Raw genomic sequence first — 15,608 nt, 5'->3', positions numbered from 1 at the left:
CTGCGGTTCGAACGAGCCATTACGGTCACGGGGTGTGTCCAGCTCAAACGAGCCAGAGGCTGTTTTAACTGTTTTACGGGAGGTACCGTTTTTACGGTTGGGCTGGTCATCCTGAGCCATATGCTCATCGAGTTCTGCGCCCAAGGCCGCTTCGGTAATCTGTTTAATCAGTGGTGTCAGAAGGCCATCTTTACCATTAAGTCCCTGACCGGACTGAAGAGCCTTAGCGAAGGCCTGAATGTCGATTTCGTATTTATCGGACATAATGTGTCACTCCCTGTAGAGGGTTAACTATAGGGGTGACACAGACTTTTGAACACTACCTCTTTCGCGGGCATTTTTACAACCTTCCAGCATGGCAGACCTCCTGCTTTATTCTTTAGCCTAATTAAGTTGCTTTGGCTTAATTTAGCGACCTTAAGCATGCTCGTTTAGCAAATGCGCGTTAGTTCTAGGATACGGTAGGCATTATTTAATGTCACCTGTTTATCTCTTGGGCTTTTTATGACCTAAAACAACCAAGACGGCTAGGCCTAAATAAGCAAAAAGAGTCCACCAAGGAATCGATAAACCAAGGAAAGTCCAAGAGATTTCAGCACATTCGCCACTGCCGCTCAGTACTTGGCTGATCACGGACGTAAAGGGCAAAACGTCTATCATATAGTCAAGGCCGGGGCCACAAGAGGGGACTTCTGATGGCGGAAGATTCTGCAACCAAATGTGACGAAGAGCTAAACCTATACCTATAGCAATAGCCGTTAGATTGAGGCCGCTTAATAGGGCTTTTCTGCCGGTACTGACGGGATTAAATAGTGCACCAAGGAGGAATAAGGCTCCGGCGGCGATAAAGGAAAGGCGCTGAAAAATACATAGTGGGCAGGGTTCTAGTTCAAATACATGCTGCATGATCAGTGCGCTAACAATTAAAATAAAACAGGCAAAAAAACCTACTAGGTTTACGGTACGGTAATTAAGCGTCATTCTCTATCCTTTATATAAAAAACAAACTCTGTTAAAAGCTAGAAGGGTCAAAGGGTATCGGTGGTGGCAATAGCCTAATGGCTAGGCTTTGCTTTTATTACTGACGGTGCAGCATATTATATGTGGTCTGCCGATTGGAAAAAATCTTTCACCACCATACAATAGAACGATCATTGACTTGGGTTGTGTTCTGGATCGCTTGCTGATTATCCCGCCACACCCATAGAGTGTTTTCATTCCAGCAGGTTCCCCATGACTGCTGAAGGATCTTTTGATGTGGAGAGTGCTGAGTGACTAAGTTAATACAACAGGGTTTATTAACTGTTTTAATCCTTTTTGGAGCAACCGCTCAAGGTTGGGCTGCAGAGAGTTCGGATGGCTCGTTAATTACTTATATTGAGATGAAACCTGCTTTCGTACTCAATTATGGTGGCCCTGGTCGATTAAAGTACCTTAAGGCTGACATCACCTTGGTGACGAGTTCGCCTCTTGCGGAGGAAACCGCTAAGCACCACATGCCGTTAATTCGTAATGAACTGGTGTCTTTATTGAGTCGTCAGGCTGATGAAGCCATCACGACACCTGAAGGTCAAGAGCAGATTCGTATCGAGGCAACGCAAGCGGTTAAAGATTTGATGCAAAAAGAAGTCGGTCATCCTGTGATTGATGACCTGCTTCTTCTGAACTTTATTTATCAGAAATAGTGCTTAGTTTAATTAAATAGTACTTGGTTTAATTAAATAGTACTTGGGTTAATTAAACTGCAATAGCAAAGAACCCCAATAGCGATACGTGCTGTTGGGGTTCTTTTTTTTGGGGGGACGATAATGTTTACTGATGGCTTAACCTGCGACTGCCTTATTCTGCGCGGCCATGTAATTGGCTAGAAAAGTATCAAAATCAACTTGATCAGCATCTTCCAGATCGGCCTGTTGGCGGATAGAGCTTTCTGACAACTGACTGAAAAGTGCTTCGCGAGCTTTATTAATAGGAGCCGTGCGCAGCACTTCGGCCTGTTGGTTCGCCTGTTGCTGAGCGAATTCCGTAAAGCTTCCCGATCGCTTGATACCCTCTAGAACTTGTGCAGAAGGTGTTAGTTGAGGCTGATCGATAAGAGGACGGAAGGCATTAAGCGCAGCCTGATGCTCTGCGCGATCACCGGAGGAATCAAGTAGTTCAGCCACTGGTTGTAAGCGATCGAATAACTCATGACTCCATGCTTCACGGCTTACCGTTCCTTCAGGTGTTTGCAGCATAAGTCCCGGAAGTCGGCCACGATTAACGATATCGTTATGGTTCTCTTCCTGCATGACGCATTCATCATTAGGTATCTGGGCACTATTTTCTAATAAACAGAACAGTAGAAAAGTATCAATGAAGCGTGCCTGTGGTTCCGTAACGCCCACGGCCTCAAAGGGATTTAAGTCGATACAGCGTACTTCAATATACTCAACGCCACGGTCAGTTAATGCTTCCGATGGACGTTCGCCACTTTGTGTCACACGTTTTGGGCGGATATCGCTGTAGTACTCATTTTCAATTTGTAGGATATTTGTGTTGAGCTGACGATACTGGCCATCAACTTTAACGCCTAAATCTTCATAAGGCTTATAGGGGGTTTGAATGGCATGGGTTAGCGTATTGACATAGTTATCCAACGAGTTAAAGCAGATTTTTAAGCTCGACTGAACATTGTTTTGGTAACCCAAGCCACTCATGCGTAGGGATGTTGCGTAGGGCAAAAATAAAGTGTCGGTATCTAACTCATCAAGGGGGTGTTCTTTGCCTTCTACAAAGCTTTTATCAATGGCGGGAGAGGCTCCGAAAAGATAGACCAACAGCCAGCTATAACGACGAAAGTTACGAATCAGAGCAAAGTACTGCTCAGAGATAAAGTCCTGCAATACCGCAGCATCGTTGGCGTCTCGCTCTGGATATTTTAGGTGTAGCAAGGCCGGCCAAAGTTGCTCTGGCAGAGAAAAGTTATAGTGCAGCCCTGCAATAGACTGCATGATACGACCATAGCGCCAGGATAAACCGTGACGATAAACTGTTTTCATGGTGCCAGAGTTCGAGCTGCCGTACTGGGCAATAGGAATGCTTTCGTTGCCTTGCAGCCTGCACGGCATGCTAGCAGGCCAGATAACGTCGTCACCTAGGTGCCGGTAGCTAAAAGCGTGTAGGTCTTTTAGAAACTCAAGGGTTTCGGTCAGCTTGCTTGATGCGGGTGTAATAAACTCCAGCAAAGCTTCTGAGTAATCTGTAGTGATATAAGGATGTGTTAAGGCAGAACCTAGGGCTTTAGGGTGACCGGTTTGAGCCAAATTACCGGTAGGGGTTGTGCGCAACCCTTCTTTTTCTAAGCCGCGTTTAATTTGAGTGAACAGGCCCCGTTGAGCAACGGGGCGTAAAAACGCGATACGATCTTTGATGGTTTTGGTCAAGGTGCTTCCCCTAATACCAACCGGCTATGCCGGTACTTTTAGCGTCTAACCGTTTGTTTAAAAACGGATACGTCAATAGTGAACTAGCCTAAGCCAGTCGAAAAAAGCTTGATCTGCCAATATGGGGGCACAGAATCAAGCTTCAAGTTATCGTGCCGAATAATTCGATACTAATTGGAGTTTGTTGGTACTTAAAGATAGATTGCTTATGCTATTTTTTCTGCTTTTGTTGTGCTTGAGCAAGTAACATCCCTAGTGTGCCGACACTAGCTTGGCCCTTTTGATTTTGTGGATTGTTGCGTCCGTTGGACTGGCGGTTATTTCCTGAGCCGCTATTTCCCGCGCTATTATTAGACGTGTTATTTTTAGTGGAATAACGATGTCCTTTGCCTTTATCACTGCTATTGCCGCTTCGACCTTGTTGAGCTTCTGGTTCGTCGTTTAAACGCATGGAGAGGGCGATACGACGGCGCTGCTGATCAACATCCATGACTTTGACCTGAACAATATCACCTGCTTTTACCACTGTGCGAGGGTCTTCAACAAAACTGTTAGACAATGCAGAAATATGCACTAAGCCATCTTGGTGTACGCCCACGTCGACAAATGCCCCAAAGTTGGTGACGTTGGTAACGGCACCTTCTAAGATCATGCCCGGTTTCAGATCGCTAATCTCTTCAACACCTTCCATAAACTCCGCGGCTTTAAACTCAGGGCGTGGATCTCGACCCGGTTTTTCCAGCTCTGTAAGAATATCGGTTACGGTCGGTAAGCCAAAGTTTTCATCGGTATACTCTATAGGGTTGATTCCCTTAAGGAAGCTGCTATCACCGATCAGGCTGTTCAGTTTACGGTCGCTATTTTCTGCGATCTTTTTCACCACCGGATAGGCTTCTGGGTGTACCGCTGAAGCATCCAGTGGGTTTTTACCATCCATAATACGTAAGAATCCTGCGCATTGCTCAAAGGCTTTAGGGCCAAGACGAGAGACTTTCTTTAGGGCGGTACGGCTGTCAAAGGCACCGTTTTCATCACGGTAGGTAATAATATTTTGCGCTAGAGTGGTATTCAGGCCGGATACGCGGGTTAAGAGCGCAACAGAGGCCGTATTCACATCAACACCAACAGCGTTGACACAGTCTTCCACGACAGCTTCAAGGCCTCGGGCTAGTTGCATTTGAGACACATCATGCTGGTATTGGCCCACACCGATCGATTTCGGATCGATTTTAACCAGCTCCGCCAGCGGATCCTGTAGGCGACGGGCGATGGAGACCGCACCACGAATGCTGACGTCCAAATTAGGGAATTCTTTCGCAGCAAGTTCTGATGCGGAGTAAACAGAAGCACCAGCTTCGCTGACCATAATCTTGCTTATTTTGCGGCCTTCGACAAGTTTGACTAGATCCGCCGCTAGCTTATCGGTTTCTCGTGATGCGGTGCCGTTACCGATACTAATCAGATCTACATGATGTTTCTCAACTAATGCTGCGAGTACCGCCAAAGATTCACGCCACTGATTTCTAGGGACGTGGGGGTAAATAGTCGCGTAATCGAGAAGTTTCCCAGTACGGTCTACAACGGCCACTTTTACGCCAGTACGTAAACCAGGGTCAAGGCCTAGGGTTGCTCGTGGGCCAGCTGGAGCCGCTAATAATAGGTCTTTTAAGTTGCCCGCAAATACTTTGATCGCTTCAGCTTCAGCCGCTTCACGCAGGCGAGTCATCAATTCCGTTTCGATATGGGTTAGCAGCTTAACGCGCCATGTCCAGCGCACCACCTCTTTTAGCCAAGTGTCGGCTGGGCGCTGTTGGTCTTTGATGCTAAATTGGTCTTTGATATTAAAGTGCTTGGCGATCATCGCTTCGCAGGGATGGATTTTTAGCTCTTCTGCTTCAGGCAGAACAATGGCCAATTGCAGCACGCCTTCATTACGGCCTCGGAACATCGCAAGAGCACGGTGAGACGGGGTTTTGTGAATCGCTTCGTTATGCTCAAAGTAATCACTGAATTTCTCGCCAGCCTGCTCTTGACCGGAAACAACCCGGGATTGTAATTCACCTTGTAGCCAAAGTTTGTCACGCAAAATGGCTAGCAGCTCGGCATCTTCACTAAAACGTTCCATTAAGATCTGTTTGGCACCGTCCAGTGCTGCTTTTGTTTCGGTAATGCCGGCTTCTGTATTAAAGAAATTTTCAGCGGCGCTTTGCGGGTCGGTTTCAGGTTGATCGAATAGCAGGTTCGCTAAGGGTTCAAGCCCGGCCTCGCGAGCGATTTGAGCTTTAGTACGGCGCTTTGGCTTATAAGGGAGATAAAGATCCTCAAGGCGGGTTTTGGTGTCTGCTCCTAGGATGCCTGCGTGTAGCTCATCGGTAAGTTTGCCTTGATCTTCGATGCTTTTCAGTACGGTGCTACGGCGATCTTCCAGCTCCCTTAGGTAGCGTAAGCGCTCTTCAAGGTTTCGTAATTGAGTATCATCTAATCCTCCCGTTGCTTCTTTACGATATCGAGAGATAAAAGGAACCGTTGAACCTTCATCTAAAAGGGTAACAGCGGCGCTTACCTGAATCTTTTTAACATTTAGTTCATCGGCAATACGTTGGGAGATCTGTTCCATCAAGATGACTCTCTTTTTTCTGACTGTGACGCAAGCTGGGCAAGGGGTAACTGCCTAACAACTCAACATGTTTCGTTAACGGATTGAATTAAAAATAAGCTGTGATTTTATACAGTAACTGCAGGATTGGGGCAAAATATTTATGGCAGAAATTTGTTGAAGCCCCATAACCGAGTGCAAATATTGATTGGGGCGGTTAGTGCAAATAACAGTCTGTAGAACTAAAAAAGGCGAACACCTTAGTGTTCGCCTTTTTCTAAACCCGTTGCTGAATATTACAGCTGAGGGCCTGCAGCGATAATCGCTTCGTCTACATCGTGGAATTTCTTGAAGTTCTCAACGAATTTAGACGTTAATTCTTTTGCTTTTGCATCGTAGTTTTCAGGGCTTGCCCAAGTACCACGCGGTTGAAGCAGTTTGGTGTCAACGCCAGGAACATCTGTAGGTACTGCTAGGTTGATGCCATCTAGCTGAACGGTCTCAACGCCTTCTAAAGCACCGTTCTGAATCGCAGAGATAATGCTGCGAGTTGTTGGAATGCTAAAGCGTTCACCTTCGCCATAAGAGCCGCCTGTCCAGCCCGTATTAACCAAGTAGACTTTTGAACCAAACTCTTCGATACGTTTGATCAGAAGCTCTGCGTATTCTGCTGCTGGGCGAGGGAAGAAAGGCGCGCCAAAGCAAGTAGAAAAGGTTGATTTAATACCGTCGCCAGAACCCATTTCAGTGGAGCCAACAAGCGCGGTGTAACCTGATAAGAAATGGTAAGCCGCTGCTTCTTTAGACAGAACAGAAACAGGTGGCAAAACACCGGTTAAGTCACAGGTCAGGAATACAATGGATTTTGGTTCGCCTGCGCGATTTTCTAAAACACGTTTTTCGATGTGCTCTAAAGGATACGCTGCACGGGTATTTTGTGTCAGGCTAACATCGGTGTAATCCGGTGTACGGGTTCCATCCAGAATAACGTTTTCCAGTACGGAACCGAATTTAATCGCATCCCAAATAACAGGTTCGTTTTTCTTTGACAGATCGATGCATTTTGCGTAGCAGCCGCCTTCAATATTGAAAACAACGCCTTTGCCCCAACCGTGCTCATCATCACCAATCAAGTAGCGCTCTGGGTCTGCAGACAGAGTGGTCTTACCGGTACCGGACAGGCCGAAGAACAACGTTGTTTCGCCATCTTCACCCACGTTTGCAGAGCAATGCATCGGCAGAACGTCTTTCTCTGGTAGCAGGAAGTTCTGTACAGAGAACATCGCTTTTTTCATTTCGCCGGCATACTGCATGCCTGCTAAAAGTACTTTGCGTTTTGCAAAGTTGATCATAACCGCGCCATCAGAGTTTGTGCCATCACGCTCAGGATCACAAACAAACTGAGGCGCGTTGATAACCTGCCACTCACCTTTGTTTTTAGGGTTGAACTCTTCTGGTCGTACAAAAAGAGTGCGACCAAAAAGGTTGTGCCAAGCTGTCTCAGTGGTTACGCGAATCGGCAGGTAGTGCTCAGGGTCAGCACCTACATGTAATTCGGAAACAAAAGTGTCTTTCTGAGTAAGGTACTCTTCAACGCGATCCCAAAGGGCGTCAAATTTAGCACCATCAAGCGGACGGTTAATAGCACCCCATTCGATTAAATCAGCGGTGCTAGGCTCTTCAACAATGAAACGATCCATTGGAGAGCGACCAGTTCGGTGGCCAGTCGTTACTACTAATGCTCCGTTGCTAGCCAGTTCACCTTCTTTACGTTGAACGGCTATTTGAACCAACTCAGCAGTACTAAGGTTGGTGAAAGTCATTACAGAGCTATCGTCAATCGATGTCGTCATTTACTTGTGTCCTTCGGCTCCAGCCGATCAACTACTATCAAACTTACCAGCGCGGGCAAATTACCAAGCGAGTACCCAAAAAAACCGACCGGTCAAAAGCAGCCTGTAGGTCTAAATTAAAAAAACAGGTCGCCATCTGAAAGCCGTTTTTAGGCGCGTATTATGTCAAAAAAAGCCCCCCTGTGCGAAGCCCTAACAGGAAGAAAATTCTGAAAATCAGTTACAAAACAAAATTCTTGATGCAGTTGCACACAAAAAAGCAGAGGTTTTTAGTGTATTATGCTGAAAAAAAGGTGTTTAAAATGGTATACACTCTAAATGATAGGTGTTCTTACTAGCGCATTCCTCGCTTGAACAAATTTTGTGGTGAGGCAAAAAAACAGGTTAAATCTATTTTTTATGACTTTAAAGTCAGCTTTTAGAGGTGCTTTGGAAGGCCTGTTTGCCATTCTTGTAGTTTCACTACAAGAATATTTGTTAGAAAACGAAGGAATCTTGAAACATATCCATAACGAACGTTCGATTTGTCGGTTGAATCATTCTGCTATTGGTAGATTCTTTGTTCGGGCTGGATGGATTCTCAGATAAATTTAATCGATAAAAAAGCCTCAAGTTTTTCCTAAGGAAAAGGACTGAGGCTCGTGTAAACCCTGTGAGAATAAACCAGTATTTCGTGGTGTTCCGTTACTGGTATTCAGTGCCGATTAATGAATAACCGGCGTTGGCGCATCGGGATCTTCAAACAAGCTTTCGATATCTGCGGCATTAAAACTATAAAGGGTGTTGCAGAACTGGCACTGGCTTTCTATTTTGCCCTGTTCTTCGATGACTTTGTTTAACTCGGCTTTACCCATGCTGATTAATGCATTTTTTACACGCTCTTCTGAACAGGTGCAGTTGAAGCGTAAAGGGCTACCTTCAAAAATAAGAATTTCTTCCTGATGGTAAAGTCGATGCAGTAGCTCTTCAAACGGCAGATGAGCGAGCTCTTCATTTTTTAAGGTTTCAGCTAAGCTAACCGCATGTTCCCATGCGGCCATATCATCTTCTGTGCGCTCTGACGGTAAGGCTTGCAGCATAAAGCCTGAGGCAATATTGTCGGTAACATTAAGCCAAAGACGGCTAGGCAGTTGCTCTGATTGCTCAAAATACTGCTCAAGGCAGTGAGCAAGGGTCTCTTTTTCAAGGGAAACAATGCCCTGATAGCGTTTACCATTGGTGGGTTCAATGGTGATAATTAACTGACCATCCCCCATTAGTTCTTTAAGACTGTTGGCCTCTCCAACGGTCTCTTCGCAACGGGCAATGGCTCTCAGGTCGCCGCCGGGATTGGATTCTGCCATTAATAGGCTACAGGAGCCATTTCCCCGAGCCTGAAGGGACAGTATGCCGTCCACTTTGACTATAGCGGTTAACAGCGCGACGGCAGAGAGCATCTCGCCTAGCTGTTTTTCTACGGCGGCTGGGTAGTCGTGTTTATCCAACACTTTTTGGAAGCTGTCTTTCAGGCGGACAATTTCACCGCGTACCGGTGAGTGATTAATGATAAAGCGTTGAATAAAATCAAATTGGCTCATAAATCTCTTCTATCGTTCTTGTATCGTTTATCCTCTCTTGAGGAAGCGATGGTTTATGACTCGGTATCAATCCGTTTAAAGCGATGGATTGTACGTCGATCTTTCTTGTTTGGACGATGCTCTGGTGCGCCTAGTGCCGTTTTTAGCAGTTTGCGCTTTTCGGCTTCTTCTTCGCGTTTTTTGATGCTGGCATCGGTTTCTTTATAGAGAAGCATCGCTTCTGGGGCCCCTCTGCGTTGATCTGAGAGGGCGATGATCTCAACTTTTTTCTCATCCCAGCCTTGGTGCAAGGATAGCATCGCGCCTACTTCCGCCATCTTGCTGCTTTTACAACGGTCGCCGTTGTAGTGAACCTTGCCGCCCTCAATCGCTTTTTTGGCTAGGGCGCGAGTTTTGAAAAACCGAGCTGCCCATAGCCACTTGTCCAGGCGTACTTTGGATGCTGGTGTCGTCATAGCGAGCTTACCTTTTTAACAAATGAGCTTACTCTTTCTTAACCTTAACCTTAACCTTCCTTTTCTTGAACTTCCCTTTCTAGGCTTTAGCTCTGTTGAGTAATATGGGAGAAATCACCTACGGCAGGATAGCGGGTTGATGTCCGTGCTGGCGCGCGCATATCGGGTTGTACAATGGTGTATAGGTATTTGATACCAAAGGCTTTGGCTGAATCTAACACGGTTTCATTATCATCAATAAGCAAGGTTGTTTCAGGATTGTATGGTGTCTTGATTTGTAATGCTTGCCAAAATGCGGTCTCTTCCTTTGCAATCTGTAGTTCTGCAGAGCTGACAATTTTATCCACATACTGATCCAAACCTGTCGCTGGCAACTTAATGGCTAAGCTTTGCTGATCGGCATTCGTCGCGAGAATAATTTGTGCGTGATGGCTTCTGAGGAATTCTAAAAGGTGCAAGGCATCGCCGCGAAATCCAATAAGGTGTTGTACTTCTTTTTTTAGCGCCACGATATCGACATTGAAGTGCTTTGCCCAATATTCAAGGCTGTACCAGTTTAGCGTGCCTTGTTGTTGGGTAATTTCATCAATGACGTAACCTTTAGCGCTAGCCTCATCAAGCTTATGGAGTTCTGCGTAACGTTTAGGCAGGTGCTCTAGCCAGAAGTGACTATCAAAGTGAAGGTCGAGTAGGGTGCCGTCCATATCTAAAAGCACCGTCTCTATCTTGTGCCATTCGGGAGGGATGGGGTGCTGTGTGGATAGTGTCATGGCAAACCTTTTTAAGGTGTAAGGGTTCAGCTTTACTGATCAGTGATTTTAACAATGGGGGAGAGATTCTAGATTTCAAGAGGGTAGAGGAATGGTGTCTTGCAAGACGGTTTTTACAGGTTGTGCGAATTGCCGCACATTTTACCATTAGTGTTAATTTTTTAGGTGTTACGTTAAGACGAAAGACCATCCGTGAGCTGTCATGAGGTGTTCTGTGGCTGAATTGAAAAAATACTCTTAGACCTAGGTCTTAAGCTTACTGTTCTCTTGTAGGTGAATATCCGCTCAAAAATCCCTCTGAAGTGCGGTTATCCGCACAATATTAGCAGGATTTTGTTTTCATTTTTCTGGTTAAATTGTAATTTTATCTATTAAAAACAATAGGTTATAACTATTTTTAGATGATAAAATAACTTGGCATCTTACTTGTATTACAACCTGACACCTTGCTTGCTAAGAGCAAGGTAAGTCGCAGCCTTTGCAGTATTTAGGCGGACCTTTGCAAGTTTGGGCCGGTTTTTCCGGCCTCTTTTTTGCGAAATTTTTTACAAACTTTATAAAAACAAATCCAGTAGGAGTCGGGTCGATGCGTTCACTCACTAAAGCAGTAACATTTGCAGCTTGCATGTTGGCTGGTGCCGCCACAGCTTTTGCAGCACCTATTACTATCAAATTCTCTCATGTTGTAGCGGAAAATACGCCAAAAGGTCAGATGGCTCTTAAATTTAAAGAGTTGGCTGAATCTCGTCTTCCGGGCAAGGTGAATATTGAAGTTTACCCAAACTCACAGCTGTTTGGTGACGGTAAAGTTCTAGAAGCGATTCTGTTGGGCGATGTGCAACTTGCGGCGCCTTCTTTATCTAAATTCAAGAAATACACCAAGCAAGTACAGGTTTTTGATCTACCTTTCTTGTTTAAAGATATGGCTGCTGTGGATCGCTTCCAGCAAGGCCCTACTGGTCAGAAACTACTGACTTCTTTGGAAAATCGCGGCCTTACAGGTCTAGGTTATATCCACAACGGCATGAAGCAGATGTCTGCGAATAAGCCTCTGCGTACGCCTGCTGATGCTGAAGGTTTGAAGTTTCGCATCATGACATCTGACGTGTTGGTTTCTCAGTTTGAAGCCGTTGATGCGATTCCGTTGAAGAAGCCATTCTCCGAAGTGTTTACTCTAATGCAGACTAAAGCGATTGATGGTGCAGAAAACCCATGGTCGAACCTGTATTCGAAAAAATTCTTTGAGATTCAAGATTACGTTACAGAGACAAATCATGGTGTTCTAGATTACATGGTTGTGACTTCTGCTCGTTTCTGGAAAGGCTTGCCTGCGGATGTTCGCCCTGAACTGAAAAAGGCACTGGATGAAGCCATCGCATTTGGTAATAAAGTTGCTGAAGAAAAAGCGATGAGTGACCGTCAGCGTATTATCGATTCTAACCGTACTACTGTACTGCAAATCACCGATGCTGAGCGTCAGCAGTGGGTTGAAGCGATGAAGCCTGTTTGGAAACAATTCGAGCGTCAAATCGGTAAAGACATTATCGATGCGGCTCTTCAGTCAAATAACTAGTCGCTTTGCCCTGTTGGGCTGGATTCTTCCAGCTCAACGGTTCGTTTTAAGTCAGTGCTTTTCTAGAGTAATACCTTGCTAGTGTCGTGCTGATAATTGCACTGCTGTCGCATCATGATGTTTTCAGCAGTGCTCATGTTCCCGAATATCTCTTTGGCTTATTTACTCCAGCGAATGTGATCCCTGTTCGACTGGAAAGGCCTGCTCACGAAACGATGAGAGTTGAACCATGGTTATACGTTTCATACATAAACTTGAAGAGAATATCGTTGCTCTTTTGCTAGTCGCTATGACTTTGCTGGTATTTGCCGAAGTTATTATGCGCTTTGTTTTCAGCTCCGGTGTTATCTGGATTCAAGAAGCAACCCTTTATACCGCTGCCTGGTTCGTGCTTTTTGGTGCTTCCTATGGTGTTCGTATTGGCGCACATATTGGCGTTGATGTTGTGGTGAAACTGTTGCCTGAACCTTTACGTCGTTTGGCGGGTTTGTTGGCGATTGCACTGTGCTTTGTTTACTGCGGACTTTTTCTTTTAGGTTCTTGGGACTACCTACAGTTAATGCACATGATCAATATTGAAATGGAAGATATTGCGATCCCTAAATGGATGGCGATGATGATTATGCCTGTTGGTTTTGTACTCTTGGTGATCCGTTTTGCCGAGTTAGGTTGGGATATTTTGACCGGTAAAAAAGATGGTTTCCATCTAGCAGATGAAGGTAAAGAAAGTATGCACCTTGCTGAAGAACTGAAAAGTGCCGTTTCTGATGCGAGCAACCGAGATACAGACCGAGGAGCAAACTAATGACTATTGGTATTCTCTTTCTGATTCTTTTTGGCTGTATCTTTCTAGGTATGCCAATTGCTGTCGCTTTGGGTTTATCCAGTGTCGGCACGATTTTAATATTCTCAGATGATTCTTTGGCATCCATTGCCTTGAAGTTATTTGAAACCCTGTCACACCATTATACGCTGCTGGCTATTCCGTTCTTTATTTTGTCATCTGCATTTTTATCCACAGGTGGCGTGGCGAAACGCTTGATCAACTTTGCCGTGGATAGTATCGGCCATGTAAAAGGCGGTCTGGCGATGGCTTCGGTGATGGCTTGTATGCTGTTTGCAGCCGTTTCTGGTTCTTCTCCTGCTACTGTTGCGGCAATTGGTACGATTGTTATTGCTGGTATGGTACGTGCAGGTTATCCAGAAAGTTTTGCGGCAGGTGTTATTGCTAACGCGGGTACGCTGGGTATTCTGATTCCACCTTCTATTGTGATGTTGGTTTATGCTGCGGCAACAGAAGTATCCGCTGCTCGTATGTTTATGGCTGGTTTGATTCCGGGTTTGATGATGGGCGGTATTTTGATGATCGCCATTTATATTGTTGCCCGTGTTAAAAACTTCCCAGCTCAGCCGTTCCCAGGCTTTGTTGCTCTATTCCGCTCTGGTGCTATTGCTATGGGTGGTTTGATGCTCATCGTGATCGTTCTAGGGTCTATCTATGGCGGTGTGGCAAGTCCTACGGAAGCAGCAGCAGTAGCTGCCGTTTATGCTTTCTTAGTGGCGGTGTTTGGCTACCGTGATATGGGGCCGTTAAAAGGCAAGCCTTGGCATTATAAAGGTGAGTCTATTGTTGCTTGCTTGGGCCGTAATATCTCCCAGATTGGTCTTGCTTTACCTCAGTCTTTCTTTGATGCAGAAGTTAAGCGTGTTGTGTTGGATGCGGCAAAAGTTTCTCTAATGCTGCTGTTTATTATCGCTAACGCTATGCTGTTTGCTCACGTTCTAACCACTGAGCGTATTCCACATATCATTGCTGAGACGATTATTGGTTGGGGCTTGCCTGCTTGGGGCTTCCTGATTGTGGTGAATATTCTGCTGTTGGCTGCGGGTAACTTTATGGAGCCATCGGCAATCTTGCTGATCATGGCTCCTATCTTATTCCCGATTGCTACTCAGCTAGGTATCGATCCGATTCACCTTGGTATCATTATGGTGGTGAATATGGAAATCGGTATGCTGACGCCGCCAGTAGGTCTTAACTTGTTTGTAACCGCAGGGATTACGGGTCGCAGTATGATGTGGGTGATTAAGGCCGCACTTCCGTGGTTGGGCTTGTTGCTAGGCTTCTTGATTTTGATCACCTATGTGCCGCAGATATCACTGTTCTTGCCAGAATATATCGACAGCCTGAACGGTTATTAATATCGGCTTTACGTTTTACTCCTACAGGCTTTGGTGCTCGACATGATCCAAAGCCGTTTCAGGTAGGTTTGTTTTTTAAGCTGACGGCCTGCCTCGCTTGTGTTTGCCTGGACTTCGTCTAGTTTTGACTGCATGAGTGCTTTATGTGTTTTGCCCCGTATTGCGGGGCTTTTTTTGTTTAACGGAAAGGGCTAGAAAGTTTTTCAGATTTAATTGAAATAAAGCTCGCTATTTGGATTTAATCGCTGTATCTTAGCTGCAGCTAGAAAGAAGCCGCTAATTTATATTCTTCAATACGTAGTTTTAGTTATAATTACTCGTCCTGTAGTTTCTAAGTTCAAGTTAATTCTTCTGCAAAAAATCGCCTTTGAAGGCACTTCTACTATTAAATTCAGGTAATTTGTTATGTCTAATACTATCCGTGGTACTGTTAAGTGGTTTAACGAAGCTAAAGGTTTTGGTTTCATCGAGCAACAATCTGGTCCTGACGTGTTCGCTCACTTCAGTGCAATTGCTAGCTCTGGATTCAAAACTCTGACTGAAGGTCAGCAAGTTGAGTTCACTGTAACTGACGGCGCTAAAGGCCCTCAAGCAGAGAACATTGTTGCTCTGTAATATCAGACAATAATTTCAAGAGAAGCCAGTCATTATGACTGGCTTTTTTTATGCCTGGTTTTTTTATATCTGAGTGAGCTAATCTGATTTACAGTTTGTTTGATAGGCTGTTAGAAAAAAGTTGTTAAAAACTCTTTTAGAACTAGCTGAAATAAAGCTCGCTATTAAAATACTATCGTTGTATTATGATTGCAGCTAGAAAGAAGTCTCTAATTTATATTCTCCAATGCGTAGTTTTAGTTATAATACCTCGTCCTGTAGTTTCTAAGTTCAAGTCTATTCTTCTGCAAAAATCGCCTTTGCAGGCACTTTTACTTTTATAAATTCAGGTAATTTATTATGTCTAATACTATCCGTGGTACTGTAAAATGGTTTAACGAAGCTAAAGGTTTTGGTTTCATTGAGCAACAATCTGGTCCTGACGTGTTTGCTCACTTCAGCGCAATTGCTAGCTCTGGATTCAAAACTCTGACTGAAGGTCAGCAAGTTGAATTTACAGTAACTGATGGCGCTAAAGGCCCTCAAGCTGAGAATATTGTTGC

At 44.9% G+C, this 15,608-nt stretch carries 14 protein-coding genes; 6 read left to right on the top strand and 8 right to left on the bottom strand.

The genetic code is table 11. From position 1 onward, the window contains the following. Together G517_RS0111710 and G517_RS0111705 are read right to left on the bottom strand one after the other, a co-directional pair. Positions 1–264: transposase (locus G517_RS0111710; RefSeq protein ID WP_028304572.1), on the bottom strand; the 264-nt coding region annotated here is incomplete at its 3' end. A gap of 222 nt (positions 265–486) precedes the next feature. After that, complete coding sequence (locus G517_RS0111705) at positions 487–981, bottom strand: disulfide bond formation protein B (RefSeq protein WP_028304571.1); 495 nt, start codon at positions 979–981, stop codon at positions 487–489. Between the two features lie 290 nt (positions 982–1,271). Between G517_RS0111705 and G517_RS0111700 the strand changes: the two genes are divergently transcribed. Beyond that, complete coding sequence (locus G517_RS0111700) at positions 1,272–1,685, top strand: flagellar basal body-associated FliL family protein (RefSeq protein WP_051206353.1); 414 nt, start codon at positions 1,272–1,274, stop codon at positions 1,683–1,685. 138 nt (positions 1,686–1,823) lie between these two features. Here the strand turns inward: G517_RS0111700 and gshA are convergent, their stop codons facing one another. From gshA to yrfG, 6 genes are all read right to left on the bottom strand, one after another. Beyond that, positions 1,824–3,425, bottom strand: a complete 1,602-nt coding sequence (gshA, locus tag G517_RS0111695; RefSeq protein WP_028304569.1) for a glutamate--cysteine ligase — start codon at positions 3,423–3,425, stop codon at positions 1,824–1,826. A gap of 211 nt (positions 3,426–3,636) precedes the next feature. Continuing rightward, the gene (locus G517_RS18880) at positions 3,637–6,042 is read right to left on the bottom strand and encodes a Tex family protein (protein WP_036591356.1); all 2,406 of its coding nucleotides are present in this window, start codon (positions 6,040–6,042) and stop codon (positions 3,637–3,639) included. Between the two features lie 275 nt (positions 6,043–6,317). Next, positions 6,318–7,874, bottom strand: coding sequence for a phosphoenolpyruvate carboxykinase (locus G517_RS0111685; RefSeq protein ID WP_084632186.1), 1,557 nt, complete (start codon positions 7,872–7,874; stop codon positions 6,318–6,320). Positions 7,875–8,578: 704 nt separating this feature from the next. Further along, entirely contained in the window at positions 8,579–9,451 is an 873-nt protein-coding gene (gene hslO, locus G517_RS0111680) for an Hsp33 family molecular chaperone HslO (RefSeq protein ID WP_028304567.1), read from the bottom strand. Between the two features lie 53 nt (positions 9,452–9,504). After that, a complete protein-coding gene (gene hslR / locus G517_RS0111675; RefSeq protein WP_028304566.1) occupies positions 9,505–9,906 on the bottom strand; it encodes a ribosome-associated heat shock protein Hsp15 in 402 nt (133 codons plus the stop codon). An 86-nt stretch (positions 9,907–9,992) separates the two neighbouring features. Next, complete coding sequence (yrfG, locus tag G517_RS0111670) at positions 9,993–10,676, bottom strand: GMP/IMP nucleotidase (RefSeq protein ID WP_028304565.1); 684 nt, start codon at positions 10,674–10,676, stop codon at positions 9,993–9,995. Positions 10,677–11,262: 586 nt separating this feature from the next. Between yrfG and G517_RS0111665 the strand changes: the two genes are divergently transcribed. The 5 genes from G517_RS0111665 to G517_RS0111645 all read left to right on the top strand — a co-directional run. Next, positions 11,263–12,249: a TRAP transporter substrate-binding protein gene (locus tag G517_RS0111665; RefSeq protein ID WP_028304564.1), complete on the top strand. Its 987-nt coding sequence runs from the start codon at positions 11,263–11,265 to the stop codon at positions 12,247–12,249. A gap of 229 nt (positions 12,250–12,478) precedes the next feature. Further along, entirely contained in the window at positions 12,479–13,054 is a 576-nt protein-coding gene (locus tag G517_RS0111660; protein ID WP_028304563.1) for a TRAP transporter small permease, read from the top strand. Beyond that, positions 13,054–14,451 carry a TRAP transporter large permease gene (locus G517_RS0111655; RefSeq protein WP_028304562.1) on the top strand — a complete coding sequence of 466 codons (1,398 nt, stop codon included), beginning with the start codon at positions 13,054–13,056 and terminating at the stop codon, positions 14,449–14,451. Before G517_RS0111660 ends, G517_RS0111655 begins: the two co-directional genes overlap by 1 nt. Before the next feature lie 405 nt (positions 14,452–14,856). After that, positions 14,857–15,066, top strand: coding sequence for a cold-shock protein (locus tag G517_RS0111650; RefSeq protein ID WP_028304561.1), 210 nt, complete (start codon positions 14,857–14,859; stop codon positions 15,064–15,066). Between the two features lie 339 nt (positions 15,067–15,405). After that, positions 15,406–15,608: cold-shock protein (locus G517_RS0111645; RefSeq protein WP_028304560.1), on the top strand; the 203-nt coding region annotated here is incomplete at its 3' end.

This window comes from Oceanospirillum maris DSM 6286, from assembly GCF_000422865.1.
Lineage (GTDB): Bacteria > Pseudomonadota > Gammaproteobacteria > Pseudomonadales > Halomonadaceae > Oceanospirillum > Oceanospirillum maris.
Note: the sequence above shows the minus strand (reverse complement) of the source record. Positions and strands in the feature narration are given on the sequence as shown.